This window comes from Olegusella sp., assembly GCF_057238325.1.
This window is the reverse complement of sequence record NZ_DBHHGF010000005.1, coordinates 58,127-76,080: the sequence shown is the minus strand read 5'-3', so window position 1 is coordinate 76,080 and position 17,954 is coordinate 58,127. Positions and strand designations below refer to the sequence as shown.

Below are 17,954 nucleotides of genomic sequence, written 5' to 3'. Positions count from 1 at the left end.
GAGCTGTTTTGAAGGACAGCTGTTTTCCCGTGTTTTGTCGCATCTTGCAGTTATAACAAACCTGCAGGTAAATGGCCTAGGTCTATATTTCCAATATAAATATCTTATTCAATAACGACCCTAAATGGCGCACATCGGCCCTCAGAGCGAAGAGGGGTATGAAAATGCTACTTTCTAAAAGGCGATACCTGAGATGAGTCGTAAGATCGTCCCTCCTCTAGGGATATCACCACAGATGGTTCGAGTCTTGAGTGGAGATGGTGACCCTTTTCCCACGTCGTCACAATTTCAATAGATAGTTCGTTTCGAAAGATGGTTCATCTTTCGAGTTTTTGGAAAATCTGACCTGCGACCTTTACGCTTGCTTACTTCGAAGGATGAACCATTTGCGGTTTGTGTTTGCGGTTGGTATCCTGCCTGCACTCCAGATAGCGCAGCTTACCTGCTTGATAGAGAATCAAAATTAAATGCTAAAAGCGTGCCCACCATTTGATAAGCACGCCTTATGATCAGTATTGCAGCTCAAATATGATGGGCCTATGCTTGCTTTTCAGGGTATAGCTCATCAGCAAGTGTCATGTTGGTGCGAATGCTCTCGCAACAATCATGGAAGTGCGCAAGCTCTGCTGCGGTTAGTGGCAACTCATGAACCTGCTCGGCGCCACCAGCGCCAATTACTACAGGGATACCCACGTAAATGTCCTGCTCACCGTACTCGCCCTCAAGCAAAGCACTTGCAGGCATAATGAGTTTCTCGTCATGTAGCACAGCCTGAGCCATACGCGCGGCAGTCAACGCAATAGCGTACTCCGTGCACTGCTTGCCCGCAAAGGTAATCCAACCACCTTGACGTGCAAGGTCTTCTACTTTGTCGTAATCGAAAGCGAACTTCTCGTCGCGTTGTGCCATCTCGCTTAAGGGCACGCCGGCAAAACTCACGCACGACCACGGGCAGAACTGTGCGCTCCCGTGCTCGCCAATCATAAAAGCAGTAATTGACTTGTGGTCGATACCCGTCTCTTCTGCCAAGCGCGATACCAAACGCGCCGTATCCAAACCAGTACCCGTACCAAATACACGACCCTTGGGAAGCCCCAAGCCCAAGGCAATCTCACGTGTAACCACATCACAAGGATTAGAAATATCAATCAAAATACCGTCAAAGCCGGACTTGCGCAGGCGGTCGACCCAAGTATGCACGGCAGGGATGGTGTAGCGCAACTCACGCGTACGATCAGTGCTACCAATAAGCAGAGAGACCTTACCCGAAGCATTTACTACCACATCAGCATCGGCTAAATCCTTAATATCACCCACACGAACACGAACGCGATGAGGTAACAAAGACAAGCTATCGAAGAGATCTTGAGTCTCGCAGGCAGACTTTTTGTCGTTAATGTCTACAAGAATAATTTCATCGGCAATACCTAGGACTGCCATATCAAACATTACATGAGCACCAACATGACCTACTCCGATAATACCGATCTTTCTTGCCTTCATATGCACCTCCAAATTGCTGCTTGTTGTCACGGTAAAACTTGATGCCAAGACAACCCGCACGAACATGCAAGTATTATGCGCGCAGTAAATGACGGTGGCGGCAGCTGTAACGCAGTTGAGACACAAACATGGGAAGTATTAGAGTCGTTAATCAGAATGAGCAGTTTTTATTTTTGCAACCACTCGTCACCCCAGCTTTTCATTGCGGACAGCTAGGGTTGCGCGCCATAATCAGAGCATCTGAAAATAAATAAGCACGTTGCGATGCGACACCTAAGAAAGGACTTACCATGATTGACGAAAAAATGCCTGTTGTCTTTGTAGGACATGGGTCCCCTATGAACGCTATTGGCAATAACCGCGCCCGACGCGGCTGGCGCGAAGTCGGCAAGCGTATCGGAAAACCCACAGTTATTCTTGGGATTTCGGCTCATTGGACCGCTCGCGGTAAGGTTCCCGTCCGCACAGATCCCATGAACCCACAAATTATGGATATGTACGGTTTTCCCAAGGAGCTTTATCAGGTGCAATACCAACCAATGGGTGACATTTACGAGTTCTCGAACTGCTAGGACAAGCAGGTAAAGCCGACAACGAATGGGGTCTTGATCACGGTCTTTGGAGTGTGCTCAATACTATGTATCCCGATGCCGATGTGCCTGTAGTTCCCATGGGCGTGGATATGAGTGCCAGCGACGATGAACACTATGAGATGGGACGCCGTTTGAGTGTCCTGCGGGATGAAGGCGTACTCATTGTTGCTAGTGGAAATATCGTACATAACCTAGGCATGACCGACTGGGGCAACCCCAACGGTACTGACTGGGCAGATCAATTTGATCAGTCAATTTTTGATGCTGTACAAAATAGCGAGTTTGAAAAAGTTGTTCACTACGAGCAGCTACCCGGTGCAAAGCTTGCTGTTCCTACGCGCGACCACTATTTGCCGTTTCTTGTTGCGCTTGGTACAGTACAAGTAGGTGACCGTATTGGCACATTTAATAACTATCGTGAACTTGGCAGTATGTCGATGACTTCGTATCTCTTTGAACCCAGTGGTAAGTGACACAAAGACTCGCAGTAGTTACCCTCCCGCAGAGTACTCCAAAAGCTACGCAGCGCGTAGCGGAGTTTGATGCGGGAGGGTTTTGCTTATCCATCTGACCCAGCCTGAGGTTGGGTCATCTACCCTTATACCTGCAGATTTATCGGATATCTCCAAGCAAGAGGCTTGCGGAAAACTATCCCAAGCTGAGATCGGGATAGATACAAAAGGAGCTGTATCAGAATCAACCTCTAATACAGCTCCAAGTTACAACGTGCAAATTCAAGTCGGGGGAAACAAACCTTACTGGGATTGTTCACCAAGCTTCGTCAGGATCTTGTCATCAACATGCTCATACTTAGGCATTGGGCGGAAAAGCTGGAATAGCATAGCCGCTAGCAACACAAATGCCACCACCGTCCAAAAACTAAAGCTACCATAAACAATCAGACCATAGAACTGATTGATCATTAGACCGACAACCCAACCAAAGAGGCACTCATAGCCAATGGCTGCCCAGAACCACTTAGGATCATCCATCTGACGCTTGATGGTACCCATAGCAGCAAAGCATGGTGCACAGAGCATATTAAAGGCAACAAAACCAAGCATAGCGCCCGTATTAACCACACCATTAGCAGCAAACATCTGGCCAAAAGCAACCCACATGGAAGGGTCGGTCTCACCTGCATCGCCCAAAGACGTAAGCGTAGCAAAGGTAGAAACAACATTCTCCTTGGCAACCAGACCCATAACGGTCATAGCAGTCGCCTTCCAGCTGACAAAACCCAAAGGTGCAAAAATCCAGCCAATGAGACCAGAGAAGCCAGCAAGCACAGAGTAGTCAATGAACTCGTCGGGAGCACCCTCCATGCCAGGTAGATAACCAAAAGCACCGTTGCCGCCTTCCCAACCAGCAAGACCAAAGTTGGAGAGGAACCACACAACCACCGTCGACGCAAAGATAATGGTGCCTGCCTTGACAATAAAGCTCTTAACACGCTCCCACACATGCAACAACCAAGACTTAATTGAGGGGAAGTGATAGTCAGGCAATTCCATCACAAAGGGAGCAGGCTCGCCCAAGAAAGGCTTGGTCTTCTTGAGCATGATGGCAGACACAATAACCGCAAGCACGCCTAGGAAGTAGAACAACGGTGCAATCCACCATGCCTTAACACCGCCAATCAACGCACCCATAAGCAGAGCAATAATGGGCAGCTTGGCGCTACAAGGAATAAAAGTCGCAACCATAGTGGTCATGCGGCGGTCACGCTCGTTTTCAATTGTCTTGGTAGCAAGAATGCCGGGGACGCCACAACCAGAGCTAATCAAAATAGGAATAAAAGACTTGCCAGACAAACCAAAACGGCGGAACGCGCGGTCCATAACAAAGGCAACACGGCTCATATAGCCGCAATCCTCAAGGAAGCAAAGCATGACAAACAGCACGGCCATCTGAGGTATAAATCCCAAAATAGCACCGACACCTGCAACAATGCCATCAACTACCAAACTCGTGACCAGTGGGCTTGCGCCCGCAGTCTCCAGCCAACCCGTCACAACAGCTGGAATCGAGGGCATCTCCATGCCAAAGAATTCCCAACCCTCATCAAAGAGGTTGTCATTAACCCAGTCAGTAGCGCCCGTACCAACAGTCGAGATAGCAAGCCAATATACACCGACCATAACGCATGCAAAAATAAGCAGCCCCAAGAAACGATTGGTGACAATTTTGTCAATCTTCTGAGAGCGAGTGAGCTTTTTTGGTGCCTTTTTAACGCAGGCATCCATAACACCAGCAATCCACTCGTAACGCTCAGAAGCAATGATGCTTTCAGCATCATCCTCACGCTCAGTTTCAACTGCAGATATGATTGCATCGAGTTCAGAGAGAATTGTCTGGGAAAGCTTCAGTGAGTCGACGGCTACAGCATCGCGCTCAAAAACCTTGATAGAGTACCAGCGCACCAAGTTAGCAGCGCATTTGCCTTCAATACGAGCTGCGATCTTGCTGAGCGCACCCTCTACATCTGCGGGGAAGCATTTAACACCAGTAGCAACCTTGCCACTCTTACCAGCTTCAACAGCAGTCTTCACTAACTCATCCAGCCCCTGGTTACGCAGAGCTGAAACCTCTAGCACAGGCACACCAAGCCTCTCGGACAAAGCTTTGGTGTCAATAACGTCACCGCGCTCTTTGAGCAAGTCGCACATGTTGAGACCCACTACCACAGGACAACCCGTCTCAAGAATCTGCGTGGTGAGATAGAGATTGCGCTCAAGATTGGTTACATCGACAAGGTCAATCGTCGCATTAGGATGACTATCCAATAGATAGTCGCGAGAAACCGTCTCTTCGGGAGAATACGGAGACAGGGAATAAATGCCTGGGAGGTCGACAAACTCAACCTCTTTATCAGCGCGCCAAGGTGCTTGCTTTTTTTCAACGGTAACACCTGGCCAGTTGCCAACGTAGCCATTAGAACCTGTCAGCTCATTGAAAAGTGTTGTCTTGCCGCAGTTAGGATTACCCGCAAGCGCAATGTAAGTCTTGTCTGCCATTCCAAACCTTCCTTGTTGCTGCACGCACGAAGCGCGCTGCCACGGTTTTGGGCACGTGGCGTTGCCATTTTGTTAGACGAGCCGAACTCTTTATGCAAAAAAATTTGATAAGTTGCTCTAATTACACAACCTCAACATTTTCTGCTTCATCCTTACGGATGCTCAGCTCGTAACCTCTCACGGTAATCTCAATAGGATCGCCTAAGGGTGCGACTTTGCGCACATAAACTTCGGTACCCTTGGTCAGACCCATATCCATAATGCGGCGCTTAATAGCGCCTGTACCTGTGAGTTTGGTAACAACAGCGCTGCTTCCAACCTTCACATCTTTGAGAGTAGCCATCCCTCTCCCCTCCTGATTTGGCCGCGAGTTCTGCGACAACATAAACATCTGACGTCTCCAAATAAAGACGCTTATGGAGTGCCGCATGAGGCGGCGTTTTCCCTAATAAGTAGTAATACGGCGAGCCATGCTAGAGTCAATGCCAAGGTTGGCACCCTTGACATTAACGATAACGCCCGATGCAGCATGTGTAATGACCTTAATCTGAGCACCCTCAACAAAGCCCAATTCAATGAGATGTTGACGTGTTGCTTTATCACCACGCAACTTAAGGATGTGAACAGTTTCGCCTTCATGTACCAAGTTCAACGGCAGCTGCGCTCCTGCGGGACTTGCCGTATGAGGAGCGGACTCAGAAACTAGTCGATTCATAACGGCTTCCATGCTTCCTCCCCAGCGTCTGAAACCCTTTCAGACATGTTTACCAGTTTTAACTCCTAGTAGTATAAGGTTAACTTAAGGAGTAGCAAGTTACTTTTTTTCTCTACGCGAAAAAAATAAGCAGAACCCTGTGCAAGCGGTTCACAATGCACCTTTTTACTTGCAGGCGGTTCAATACGCACCCTTTTGCCCGCATCGGGTTCATAAAGCGCCCTTGCACCAATTTTTACCTGGGCATTCTTCGGCCATTTGGTACGGTTTTGAACCGTCTGCATTAAATAGAAGACAACGGGTTCACAATGCACCTTTTTATTTGTAGAGGGTTCAATAAGCGCCCGCAGCAGAAATGCCCACGGAGCAGACGCGAGCGCAGCTGTCATACTCGTCCTGCTTAGCCAGTATTTTGTAAGCCAGCAGCGACTCCAGATACGGTACACAAAATCAAATAGATGAGCCGCTCGCGTTCAGCATCGGTCAGCTTGCCACCACGGACCTCCCGCAACGCACGTGCCTGCGTAATCGAAAGCGCATTTACAAAGGGCAGACGCATACGAATCACAGGGCCAAGCACACGGCGATGTTGTAGTGGCCACTCATCGCCAACAATGCTCAATACCCAGCGACGAGTCAGCATCATTTCGTCCAGCACCTTTGCCGTCAAATCTTCACGCCCACCCAGCTCAAGATACATACGAGCAATACGGCCATCCGTCTTTGCCAACGACATCTCAACATTATCAATAAAGGTCGAAAACAGTGGCCACTCACAGTATGCTTTGCGCAGTTTGTCAAGGTCGCCCAATTTTTCACAAGCAGTACCCAAGCCATACCACGCAGCTAGATTCACGCGTGCTTGGCTCCAAGAGAAAATCCAAGGAATCGTACGCAGGTCATCAAGAGACTTGGCACCCAAACCGCGCTTGGCAGGACGCGAGCCAATGGGCATTAAGCCAATCTCAGTCAGAGGTGTTACGGTAGAAAACCATTCGGCAAAGCCCTCGCTTTCAAGCAAATCAAGATAACGCTCGCGTGAAAACTCAGACAAATCACGCGCCATCGACCAGTAGCGCTCGGTGGATTTTGTATTAGTCCACTCGGAGGCAGGTGAAGACTGCAGCAGAGTTGCCGCCGCAACCGACTCAACGTGGCGACGAGCCAACGTCACATCACCATAGCGGGCAAAGATGACTTCTCCCTGCTCGGTCAATTTGAAACGACAATTAACTGAGCCCTTGGGTTGAGCCAATACCGCACGATTTGCGGGACCTCCGCCTCGTCCAACAGCACCTCCACGACCATGAAAAAGCGTTAGGTCAATGTGATTCTTTTCGGCCCAAACGGCAATTTCACCCTGGGCTTGGTGCAGCGCCAAAGTTGCAGCAGTAGGACCAGCGTCCTTGGAAGAATCAGAGTAGCCAAGCATAACCTCAAGTTTGCGACCATTTTGGGCAAGTCGACGCTGAACTGCAGGCAAACGCAGCATCTCATCAAGTATCGACACAGCATTCTGCAAGTCTTCTAGTTGCTCAAACAGCGGAATTACGTCGAGCGTAGGTACATCCTCAGCATGTGCAAAAGCAAGACGCGCCAACTCGTAGACCGCCTCAACATCTTTTGCAGTTTTAGAAAACGAGATAATGTAGCGGCGCGCAGCATTAACACCATTGCGCCGCTGGATCCACGCGATTGCACGAAAGGTATCCAGCACCTCGCGGGTCATCGGATTAAGCTCACCACGTTCGCCCCAACGACCATGTTCATGGATATCCGCCAGTGCTCGAGCATGCACGACGGAATGCTGGCGAAACTCCATCTCGACCAGATGAAAGCCAAAGGTTTGCGCTTGCCAAATCAATTTTTGTAAGGGACCATAAGCAGTACGCACGGCACCTGCCGCAGCAAGCGATCTTTGCACCACCCGCAAATCCTCTATATATGCCTCCGCAGATGGATACATCACATCTGCCGTGCGGCTCACCGTTGCGCGCAAACGCTGAGAAATCACCAGCATAACAGCCCGATGAGTCTCAAACGCCGAACGCTCAAGAGCAGAACTCGTTAGCCCCTCGCTCATTTCGACTTGATGATTCCACAAATTGAGCAACTCTGCAGACGCCGGAGTTGTCGACACATCAAGTGTCATATTGCGGCCCACATCATGTGTATGCTGCGCCAAAGTCTCAAGCGCATGCACGCGGAATTTCTCAGCTACAGCCCGGCTCACCTTGGCCGTTACGTTAGGATTGCCATCGCGATCAGAGCCAATCCAGCTCCCAGGATGGAAAAACGCGGGACATTTAGGCGGCAGCAAACCGGCCTTATCTCCTTGTGCCCAGTCATCAAAACGGCGGTATACCTCGGGTACCATATCAAAAAGCGTCGCATCAAAAATACCCAAAATCGTATCGGCTTCTTCGACGGGCGTGGGTTTTTTGAGTGCAATGGGAGAAGTACGCAGCAGTGCCTCAATCTCCTGCAACATCAGACGTTCATTTTCCACCAAACCAATGCCTGATAGACGCGAACGCTCCTCAAGCAAATTGGCAATACGGCGAATTTTACCCTCAACTGCCTTGCGACGCGCCTCAGTAGGGTGCGCCGTAAACACAGGATGAAATTCTAGACGCTCAAGCAGACGATCTGCTTCCTCTTTACCACACTCAAGAGTGAGTTCGTGATAAGCAACCGTCAGCTCGTTAACAGGATCGCTCTCAACAGAAGGCTTGGTTTCGGCCTCACGAGCTTTGAGCGCATGTACGCGATAACTCTCCTCACAAATATTTGCACAGTGAAAGAAAGTTGCAAACGCACGCATTAAGAGCGTTGCTTGCTCGGTCGGCAGTGAATCTATGATGCTCACCGCATCTTCAAAGGTCGATTCGCGCTGTCTGACATCTAAGCTCTTGTTGTCCAAATCCGCCTCATCGGCAAGCAAATCCTCAAAGGTTGCAAGCAAGCTTGGATCGTTTTCTTTGATGATGGTGCTTACCAAGCGCAGAAAAAGCGAAAGGTTGTCCTTAATCTGATCGGGCACATCTACCGCATCAAACGCTCGTGCAGCAGCACTTTTACCCTGGGGTACCGTACTCCCCTGTTCTTGCATCGTTGCCCCTTCCGTGCAGTATGTGAGCGCAAGTTGTTGCGCTTTTTGCACATGCCCAGATACCATAGCGCGATTTTGTCGCGTTGCACACATGTCACCTTATCTCGACCTTAAAGAAACTCAGAATTTACGGTCATATCCAAACTTGAGCTTTACAATCAGTTCCAGACAAACAGCCGCAAAAGGGGTTCTGAGTGAACAAAGCATTTTCCACTATTCAGCAAAGACGTGCTCGTGCTGCCCAAGCCCGTCGCGTTCGTGCAGCTCGTAATGCCCGCAGACCAAGTCCTGCTGCACATAAGCCCTCACCTTTGGTACGCATTATCAACAGTTGGTGGGACCGCTTGCTGCAATCGGTTACCCGCCATGAATTTGGCGATGCTGTAGAGCTATATGGAGCAGGACGCACACAGCGCGACTACATCTGGAACTCGCTTGGCCTAGCCGCTTGGGGTGCAGAGTTTCCTTTTCTAACAGTTGTGGTCACGCAGCTAGTAGGCGTCAAAGGCGCCGGCATGTTTTCGATGGCATACGTGACTGGCATGATGTTGATGTTTATTGGCAACTATGGAGCGCGCACCTTCCAAGTTTCTGATGTACACGAAGAGCAAAGCTTTGCGGCATATCAGATTCAGCGTTTCTTGGCCTGTGCTTTGATGGTTGCTGTAGGCGTTGCGTGGTGTGCACTACACCGATATGACCATCAAATGAATCAAATTTGCTTTGGTGTTTTTGGCTTCCGCATGATAGACGCACTGGCCGATGTCTATGAAGGACGCTTACAACAGCAAGACAAACTCTATCTAGCAGGCATTTCTCAGGCATTGCGCTCATCTGCAACCTTCATTGCATGCAGCGTCGTACTCTTGTTGACCCGCAATTTAGGCATGGCAAGTATGGCACTTTTGATTAGTGCTATAGCCAGTTTTCTCTTTGCGACACTGCCTTTGGCGCTTCTTGAAACACCCAAATCGCGCGCACCCGAATTCGTCGAAATTCGCGAGATCTTTATCCAATGTTTTCCAGCTGCAGCAGCACTTTTCCTCTATGCCGTTATCGACAACATGCCCAAATTTGCAATGGAAGGCGCTTTGTCCTATGACAACCAGCTCTACTACAACGCAATTTATTTCCCTGCGCACGCCATCATTATGACCATCGGCTTTGTCTACAAGCCACAGCTTGTTCGCCTCGCAAATGTCTGGGCGGATCCCAGTGGTAGAAGACGCTTCGACGTAATCATTCTCGCCGTACTAGGAGTCACTGCCGCCGTAACTGCCGCCGTTGCATTGGTCATGGGTGTCATTGGCATCAAAGTCATGAGTTTCTTCTATGGCGTTGACTTTGAGCGTTTTGGTGACCTCATTTACGCGATGATTATCTCGGGCGGCCTTGCTGCTGCTATCGACTTTTTGTATCAGATTATTACCGTACTGCGCCAACAAGAATCGGTAACCAAGCTTTATACCTTAGGTTTTGCAATTTCGGTACCCGTTTCATATGGCTTGGTACATGTACTCAAGCTGCGAGGCGCTGTCTATGCTTCACTAGTCACGATGGGTGTTTTGCTCATCTTGCTCGCCATCCAATATGTCACAATCCGTCGTCGTGCCTAGGGCGCCCTGTTAATCATCGACAAACATCATGTGTGTCAGTGGTGTCCAAGCATAAAAGCACGCATAGCAGTTTCGCCAGCAAGTGGCAACGAGATGCTTGTTCTGGCACAAGCTTGCTCCAACGTCATGGGTGCTGTCACTGCAGGAATTACCAAGTCGATACCCTGACCCCAAACCGCGCCAAGGTCGTCTGCACGGCTGCCAACCACTGCAATCACAGGGATGCCGCGCGAACGCGCCCGACGAGCAATACCTACCGGAGCCTTGCCTGATGCAGTTTGTGCATCCATGCGGCCTTCGCCTGTAATAACCAAATCAACACTGCGCAACATATGATCAAAATCGATGGCATTAAGCACTTCTTCGATGCCGCGTTTGGGAGTAGCCCCACACAAAGCAGCCAAGCAGAACCCCAGACCCCCCGCAGCACCTGCACCGTGCATGCGGGATTTATCCTTACCCACAGCCTCCATCATCGCATGGGCGTAGCGCATCATCCACGAATCAAAAATGCCCAACTTGTCTTGGGGAAGTCCTTTTTGGGGACCATATACGTGTATTGCGCCATCAAGTCCATATAAAGGATTTGTCACATCGGTCAGCAGAACAATCTCGGTCACCTTGAGACGGAAATCCAAACCAGAAAGGTCAATGCGCACAGCATCACGCAAGCCAATTAAGCCTCTATTCACCTCGCTGCCATCTAGCGCCAACACGCGAGCACCCAGTGCTTGGGCAAGGCCTGCTCCACCATCGCTTGTGCCAGTACCACCCAAACCTAGATAAATACGACCTGACCCACGGTCAAGCGCATCCAAAATCATCTGCCCAAGACCAAAACTTGAGGCGTGCAATGCATCTTCTTCGCTACAAGAGCTGAGACCGATACCTGCAGCAGAAGCAGCTTCCATAACAGCAGAGCCATCAGACAAAATACCGTATGAGACTTCAATCTGTCCCCCAAGAGGGCCTTCTACCTGGAGCGTTCTTCGCTCGCCACCACGTGCAGCCAAAAGCGCATCAACCGTACCCTCCCCTCCATCAGCGATAGGTACACAATGGATGTGAGCTTGCGGACAGGCCCGCTGCACACCCTGTGCTATTAACTCAGCCGCTTTTGCACTGGTCGCAGAACCCTTAAAGGAGTCGATGGCTATCAAAACCTTGGTGTTGATGTTAGGCAGATTACTCATTAGAAGCTACAACCACCAGCAATCGAGCAGGCAGTACCTGCAGGGATATCCGTATCTACAGAGGTATCGTCAGCAATGCCAAACTCACGACCCAAATAATCAATAATGTCACTGGACTCATAGAGAGCCTTGCCATCAATAAGAAGACAAGGCACCTGGCGCTTGCCACCAAGCTCAATCAGGCGAGCACGTTCGACATCGCCCTCTTCTTCACCGTAAATATCATGCATTTCAAGTTTGATATGGTGAGCATCCATAAAATCCATGACCTTGTGACACCACGGACAATTTTGTTTATAAAAAAGCTCAAGCTTTGCCATAACTTCTCATCTCTCATCGGCAACACGCCTTTGTAAGTTCTTAAACCAATTTAAAACTTACCCACACACATTACTTTCAAACCATCGCCAAGTAGGCCAAGCAAAAATTAGCGATTTTCGATATGCGCTGCATGAATTGTAATCTGGATACCGCCCTCACTGTCCTGTGCAAACTCAATGTAGTGCTGGTCAGAGGCATAAGCAGACGGGAAGGTAATATCGATGCCTGTATCAGTACGTATACGGTGACTTTTTGCCAAACGATTTGCTGCCGAAGCACGCAAATGAACTTCTTCGGGCAAAGCTTCCTTTTGCACTGCCACTTCAAAACGACTTGCGAGCTCGGGCTTGTCTGCAAATACTTGCTCGCCCATCTCGCGTGGCGTAATCGCACTATCTTGCTGCGCGCTATGAGTCACATAGTCTTTAGCATCAGCCATAGCAAGCGCTGCTGGCTCACCGTATTGCTCGGCAATATCGCCTGCAATACGTACCACAGTATCTACTACCTTGCGCGGGGAAGGCGCTGGCTCACAGCGCAGCAAGGTCTGGGAGAGCAGATGCACAGGATTGCCTGCAAGCTGCACTTCTTCGTCAACAATCCCTACTTCGAGATTATCCATATCAATCACCAAGTAGTGTGACAACTTCTGTGTAGGATTGGGCAAAGCAGTATCATTGGTCGAAAGTCCACTTGCCGAGACACCACCCATATCCATCACCTGATGCACAAAGGCGCGCTTACGCGGAAGCAACATAATGCCCAAGAAACGGCGACTACGATCTTCTACTTCCTCATCATCCCAAGGCAAGTCATCATCAACATCAATTTTTGTCCCTGCAGTCGCATTTGCCGCCTCAGTATCAGTAAAGTCGGCTACCAGCAAATCGCAGGGCGCCGCTTCTTCGCTCAAGCGAAGTTGTTCCCATAGCTCGCGAGCAATATCTTGCGATAGGTCTACAAGAGTTCGTGCGCCCTGTACATAACGTGGCAGTTCGGATCCCAAGTTTGATGCTGTATCAAGCCTTGCTGTGTTGTTATCAGGGCTACCCGTTGCCTTGCGCATCATGCGCTGCACGTACGAGCGCGGCTGACGCTCGCTCAAATCTAATTCGCGTTCGGACAATATGCACGAGCCCGTATCCAAATCAAAAACATGCAGCACTGCATGATCTACCTTGAGCATCTACTAAACTCCCTCAAACGTATGGCCGGCATGTTCTAGGCCGACGCGCAAAAGCGTATTTACATGATCATCCGCAATGGTATACACCGAACGCTGGCCCTCGCGCCTGGCCGACACAAGACCGCGGTCACGCAACAAACGCAGCTGATGTGAAACCGCCGATTGGGACACATTACATACCTCTTCGAGTTCCTTGACACTGCGCTCCCCCATTGACAGTGCCCCCAAAATCCTAAAGCGTGTGTAATCCGAAAGCGCATCAAAAATTTGCGTTGCGGTATAGATTAAATCATCATCGCCTATCAGCTCACAAAGCTCGGCATCTGACACCAAGGCGGGCTTTTCTTCATCATGATGAGGTGTTTCAGACATGAGCATCCTCCATAAACTTTATCTTGGTTTGTGAGTATATCGCAGGTCTTTCAGAGGCGCGCTAAACTACAGTAGTGAGAACTCTGCATCGACACTATTTCTCAAGATCGATGCCTTTGATAAGCAAAACGTGAGGCCTGCACGCACAAGCCACGCAAGGCAGGCAAGGAGGTGAGCTTTTGGCAGCTAGAAGACGCGAGCAAATGCCAGCGCGCAGAGATAGGCAGCGTCACGCACACGTCAGCGCCAATACCGCCCGCTCGAGAAGAAGAACAACTCCTTCCACCCCAAGGCAGAGTCCTGATACTCGCCGTAGTAATGCTGCAGCTCGCCGCAAGACCGTCAACCCGCGTCGCCGCAATGAGCGTAGGCGTTCCTCTGTGTTTCTCCCCGTATTGCTTGTATTAGTAGTAGCAGCAGTCATTATGGTTTTTCGTCTGGTCGCCTGTCAGGCACCCGCCTCTCACGACCAGATTAATACAGGTGTTGATGCTTCCAAGCTCTATGACAATCCCTATGACTGGTCAAAGCTTAAAACCGACAATAAGGGTCGTATCAGTTATGTCTCAGACGGGAAAACCCTCTCTTACACAGGCATTGATGTCTCCCAGCATCAAGGAACCATTGACTGGGATCGTGTTGCTGCTGACGGCATTGACTTTGCTTACATTCGCGTAGGCTACCGCAGTGCCGACATTGGCAAAGTTGCTGAGGATGAGACTGCCGAGAAAAACCTCGCTGGCGCGAGCGCAGCAGGACTTAAAGTCGGTGTGTATTTTTACTCTCAAGCAATGACAGCTGATGAGGCTCGAGAAGAAGCAGATCTCGTGCTCAAAGCCATCAAAAATACCACTATCTCCTACCCTGTTGTTTTTGACTTTGAGACAGGCAACCTCAAAACCGAACGTGTTCAGGAGATGAGTTTTGACGATCGCACTGCTGTTGCCGTTGCCTTCTGCGAACGCATCGAAGAGGCTGGCTATTCTGCTATGGTCTACGGCAATGCCAGCGGACTCATGGGTTTTGATACCGAAAAACTCGCCTCTCGCGGTTTTTGGTATGCCGAATATGCCAGCATGCCCTCCACCTCCATTCGGATGGCTATTTGGCAATACTCCAGCACAGGTAGCGTAGCTGGCATTGAGGGACCCGTTGATCTTGACCTTGATCTCACACCCATCCTCAAGAAAGCTAACAAATGACACCGCAGGCGCTCATCTCGGCTGCAGCCTTCACGGCATCTGCAGTCGTACTCTGCGCCGAAATAGCAAAAGCGCGTCGACACCCAGACAAGCAAACCAATATGCAATTGCCACGGGTAAGCGACACCCTTTGGGCTGGTCTTTTTGCTGTCATAGCTGGAATAATTGCTGTCTGTCTGCTGATCTGGCCTTATACAGACAGCGTCCTCATCGCTGTAATCAGCGCCTACGCTCTATGGTTTTGCGGACATGCAAGCCTGCGCCGTCGTCTTATTGCGCCACAACTTTACGAACGGCACATCGAACGTGAAAAACTCCGCGGAAAAAAGAGTTGGCTGGGTGTACAAGCAAAACTTTTGCTCTGGATTTGCGTCAGCACCTTGTTTGCACTTGAACTCACCTGGAATACTTTTTTTCCTTTTGTTATGCCACATGCTGCAGCATTGGAGCTACTGCTCATACTGCTCGTTTTAATCCTAATATACCAACTCTTTTTGGGCTCAGGGATTGCCCTAGCTATCGTCGTGATAACTTTTACTTGTATTGGAATGGTGCAAGGCTTTGTACTGACTTTCAAGGGTACCGTATTAAGCATAGGTGACCTCTACGCAGCAGGTACTGCTGCAGCGGTAAGTGGCGGCTACAACTACCAACTCGAAGCACATATGCTCCTCGGCTTTATCTGTGCGACGCTGGGCCTTTTCTGCTGCTCACTTCTTTATCACGAGCAGAGCCACACAAGTCTTGCTTCTCGTCTATTACGTCATTGGAGTGCCGCGGGACTGACAGCAGCGGCACTTGCCTTTGTGCTGCTTGTCCCTAACTACCAAACTCAATTGCATATCAAGGTGGAATATTGGTGGGAATGGCAACTTCTTGATCACAAAACGTACTGCTTCCTACCCTCTTTTATTGCAGAAGCACAAGATTTACCCATCAAAAAACCAGCGGGGTATTCTGTTGAAGCCGCCAAAAAAGCGGAGAGCGACCTCGTTGCTCGCTATGAAAAAATCGCAGACAAAAACACAGGACTTTCCGCAGCTCAGACACAGTGGCAAGAGCAAAAACCTTCCATCGTCGTTATCATGAATGAAACCTTTACCGACCTTTCGCTCTACGACGATTTTGGCGGCTACCAAGGACCTGAGTACTTCAAGCAGGGTTTAACCGACGTCCTCAGCCGTGGCAAACTTGCCGTGTCCGTCAATGGTGGTGGCACTTGCAACACCGAATTTGAGTTCCTTACAGGGCAATCCATGGCTTTTGTGGGTAACGGCAAATATCCTTATACCCTCTACGATTTCAAGAAGGTTGCAACTCTGCCCCGTCAACTTGCCAAGCAGGGCTATCGTTGTTCGGCCATACATCCCAATCTCGCTTCAAACTGGGATCGTGACCGCAGCTATAAAGCCATGGGTTTTGAGCACTTCTACGATATTGACGATTTTAAGGATGCCAAAAGTTTCCACAATACCGTGAGTGATGAAGCTTGCTACGACAAGATTTTGGATATGCTGCAATCTGATGGGCAGCCACAGTTTATCTTTAATGTCACCATGCAAAATCACAGTGGCTACGATCAAGGTGGTATTCCCGCCGACAAAATGTCGCCATACAAAAGCTTTGGCAATGCTAAACTCAATGACACCACTAATGGTCTCGTCAAAGAATACCTTGCCTGCATCGGAGAATCCGATCGGGCCCTCAAGGGCTTTGTCAACCAGCTTCGCCAGCTCAACCGCCCCGTTTTGCTTGTCTTTTTTGGCGATCATCAGCCCTATTTCTCTAATGCCATAAACGATGCCCTCTATACAGGCGAAGACACGGTGACGCACGAGGAGCGTCTATACCAAAGTGACTACCTCATCTGGGCAAACTATCAAATCGCGGGCGGCAGCCAAGCAGAGCAAAACCAAGTCGCTAGTGCTTCTGACCTTGCCGCGCAAAGTCTCGAGCAGATAGGTGTACCACTCACTGCGCATCAAAAAGCCCAGCTTGGCGCCCGTGATCAACTCTCCGAACTCAATCTTTTTGGCTACTGCGATCTTAAAGGTACATGGCATGGCCTCAACGAGGATAAAAACAGTGCTGCCGCAAAAACCCTGCAAGAACTGCGTTATCTCTCCTACCGAGACTTTGGTAGTCTTGTTTAGGTGCCAAAAAATCACATAAAGCTTGGTTCTACTTGAGTGATGCACATACAAAGCGGGTAGGATTAAAACATTGATGAACGTTGTCGAGAGAGGATACTTCATGGCAGATGAAATGACTCCCGAAGAGGAAGAGGCGCTACGCCGCGAGGTTGAGGCGACCTTTGGCAAAGCTCCCCAGGAGTCTCCTTATTTTAAGACCAACGATTACAGTCGCATAAAGCATGTTATCGGTGTAGTTTCTGGCAAGGGCGGAGTGGGAAAATCTATCGTCACGGGCATTCTAGCCTGCGAACTTGCACGCAAGGGATACAAGGTTGGTATCCTAGATGCCGATATTACGGGTCCCTCCATCCCCAAGATGTTTGGCTTATCAGATGAGCGCATTATGGGTGATCCGGAACTCAATATGATGATTCCCGTCACCACAAAGGGCGGTATCCGCGTAGTATCAACCAACCTCGTACTCGAAAACGAAACTGACCCTGTACTATGGCGTGGCCCCATCCTCATGGGTGTACTCAAGCAGTTCTGGGAAGAGACCGTATGGGGTGAGATTGATTACTTACTTGTCGATATGCCTCCTGGAACGGGCGATGTCGCACTGACTGTCTTTCAGCAGGTACCTATTGATGGTCTCATTATCGTTACCGCACCCCAGGGTTTGGTGCAGATGGTAGTGTCCAAGGCTGTCAATATGGCGCGCCGGATGGATGTCCCTGTGCTTGGTTTAGTGGAAAACATGGCCTATGCCATCTGCCCCGACTGTGGTAAGCATATCGAGGTCTTTGGACCGAGCCAGACCGCAGAAACCGCCAAGCGCGATGGCTTGACCCTATTGGGCTCCCTGCCTATCGATCCCACACTGGCAGCAAGCTGCGATAAGGGCAGCTTCGAGCAAGATTTACCCGAAAATCTGCTGACAGATGCCGTTGATAGCATCGTGCAGGCCAGCTCTCTTTTTGGGAACTAAG

16 protein-coding genes are annotated in these 17,954 nt (G+C 49.8%); 6 read left to right on the top strand and 10 right to left on the bottom strand.

Translation table 11 applies throughout. The features are described from left to right. Positions 1-537: 537 nt before the first annotated feature. A complete protein-coding gene (locus ACO5JD_RS05215; RefSeq protein WP_484988169.1) occupies positions 538-1,503 on the bottom strand; it encodes a lactate/malate family dehydrogenase in 966 nt (321 codons plus the stop codon). 290 nt (positions 1,504-1,793) lie between these two features. Here ACO5JD_RS05215 and ACO5JD_RS05210 point away from each other — a divergent pair, with 290 nt between their 5' ends. Beyond that, on the top strand, positions 1,794-2,075 hold the full coding sequence (locus tag ACO5JD_RS05210; protein ID WP_484988167.1) for a dioxygenase family protein: 282 nt from the start codon (positions 1,794-1,796) through the stop codon (positions 2,073-2,075). Further along, on the top strand, positions 2,069-2,569 hold the full coding sequence (locus tag ACO5JD_RS05205; protein WP_484988251.1) for a dioxygenase family protein: 501 nt from the start codon (positions 2,069-2,071) through the stop codon (positions 2,567-2,569). Before ACO5JD_RS05210 ends, ACO5JD_RS05205 begins: the two co-directional genes overlap by 7 nt. Before the next feature lie 282 nt (positions 2,570-2,851). Here the strand turns inward: ACO5JD_RS05205 and feoB are convergent, their stop codons facing one another. From feoB to ACO5JD_RS05180, 5 genes are all read right to left on the bottom strand, one after another. Next, complete coding sequence (gene feoB / locus ACO5JD_RS05200; protein ID WP_484988165.1) at positions 2,852-5,113, bottom strand: ferrous iron transport protein B; 2,262 nt, start codon at positions 5,111-5,113, stop codon at positions 2,852-2,854. 121 nt (positions 5,114-5,234) lie between these two features. Then, positions 5,235-5,456, bottom strand: a complete 222-nt coding sequence (locus tag ACO5JD_RS05195) for a FeoA family protein (RefSeq protein WP_484988163.1) — start codon at positions 5,454-5,456, stop codon at positions 5,235-5,237. Positions 5,457-5,558: 102 nt separating this feature from the next. Next, positions 5,559-5,840, bottom strand: a complete 282-nt coding sequence (locus ACO5JD_RS05190) for a FeoA family protein (RefSeq protein ID WP_484988161.1) — start codon at positions 5,838-5,840, stop codon at positions 5,559-5,561. Positions 5,841-5,893: 53 nt separating this feature from the next. Then, positions 5,894-6,217 (bottom strand): hypothetical protein, encoded by a 324-nt coding sequence (locus ACO5JD_RS05185; RefSeq protein WP_484988159.1) that lies wholly within the window; start codon positions 6,215-6,217, stop codon positions 5,894-5,896. Between the two features lie 11 nt (positions 6,218-6,228). Further along, a complete protein-coding gene (locus tag ACO5JD_RS05180) occupies positions 6,229-8,940 on the bottom strand; it encodes a phosphoenolpyruvate carboxylase (RefSeq protein ID WP_484988157.1) in 2,712 nt (903 codons plus the stop codon). A 194-nt stretch (positions 8,941-9,134) separates the two neighbouring features. Between ACO5JD_RS05180 and ACO5JD_RS05175 the strand changes: the two genes are divergently transcribed. Continuing rightward, complete coding sequence (locus tag ACO5JD_RS05175) at positions 9,135-10,556, top strand: lipopolysaccharide biosynthesis protein (protein WP_156894177.1); 1,422 nt, start codon at positions 9,135-9,137, stop codon at positions 10,554-10,556. 35 nt (positions 10,557-10,591) lie between these two features. Here the strand turns inward: ACO5JD_RS05175 and ACO5JD_RS05170 are convergent, their stop codons facing one another. The 4 genes from ACO5JD_RS05170 to ACO5JD_RS05155 form a co-directional block, all read right to left on the bottom strand. Then, on the bottom strand, positions 10,592-11,749 hold the full coding sequence (locus tag ACO5JD_RS05170) for a glycerate kinase (RefSeq protein WP_021626359.1): 1,158 nt from the start codon (positions 11,747-11,749) through the stop codon (positions 10,592-10,594). After that, positions 11,749-12,069, bottom strand: a complete 321-nt coding sequence (locus ACO5JD_RS05165) for a glutaredoxin family protein (RefSeq protein WP_021626360.1) — start codon at positions 12,067-12,069, stop codon at positions 11,749-11,751. The genes ACO5JD_RS05170 and ACO5JD_RS05165 overlap by 1 nt, the downstream gene beginning before the upstream one ends. Before the next feature lie 107 nt (positions 12,070-12,176). Further along, positions 12,177-13,256, bottom strand: a complete 1,080-nt coding sequence (locus ACO5JD_RS05160; protein WP_484988155.1) for a nucleoid-associated protein — start codon at positions 13,254-13,256, stop codon at positions 12,177-12,179. Between the two features lie 3 nt (positions 13,257-13,259). Then, positions 13,260-13,628 (bottom strand): ArsR/SmtB family transcription factor, encoded by a 369-nt coding sequence (locus tag ACO5JD_RS05155; protein WP_084170342.1) that lies wholly within the window; start codon positions 13,626-13,628, stop codon positions 13,260-13,262. A 179-nt stretch (positions 13,629-13,807) separates the two neighbouring features. On the opposite strand from ACO5JD_RS05155, the gene ACO5JD_RS05150 reads away from it, so the two are divergent. The 3 genes from ACO5JD_RS05150 (at position 13,808) to ACO5JD_RS05140 (ending at position 17,953) form a co-directional block, all read left to right on the top strand. Further along, the gene (locus tag ACO5JD_RS05150) at positions 13,808-14,830 is read left to right on the top strand and encodes a glycoside hydrolase family 25 protein (protein ID WP_156894178.1); all 1,023 of its coding nucleotides are present in this window, start codon (positions 13,808-13,810) and stop codon (positions 14,828-14,830) included. After that, a complete protein-coding gene (locus tag ACO5JD_RS05145) occupies positions 14,827-16,983 on the top strand; it encodes an LTA synthase family protein (RefSeq protein ID WP_021626365.1) in 2,157 nt (718 codons plus the stop codon). Before ACO5JD_RS05150 ends, ACO5JD_RS05145 begins: the two co-directional genes overlap by 4 nt. Before the next feature lie 100 nt (positions 16,984-17,083). Continuing rightward, on the top strand, positions 17,084-17,953 hold the full coding sequence (locus ACO5JD_RS05140; protein ID WP_232204053.1) for an Mrp/NBP35 family ATP-binding protein: 870 nt from the start codon (positions 17,084-17,086) through the stop codon (positions 17,951-17,953). The last annotated feature ends 1 nt before the right edge of the window (position 17,954 follow it).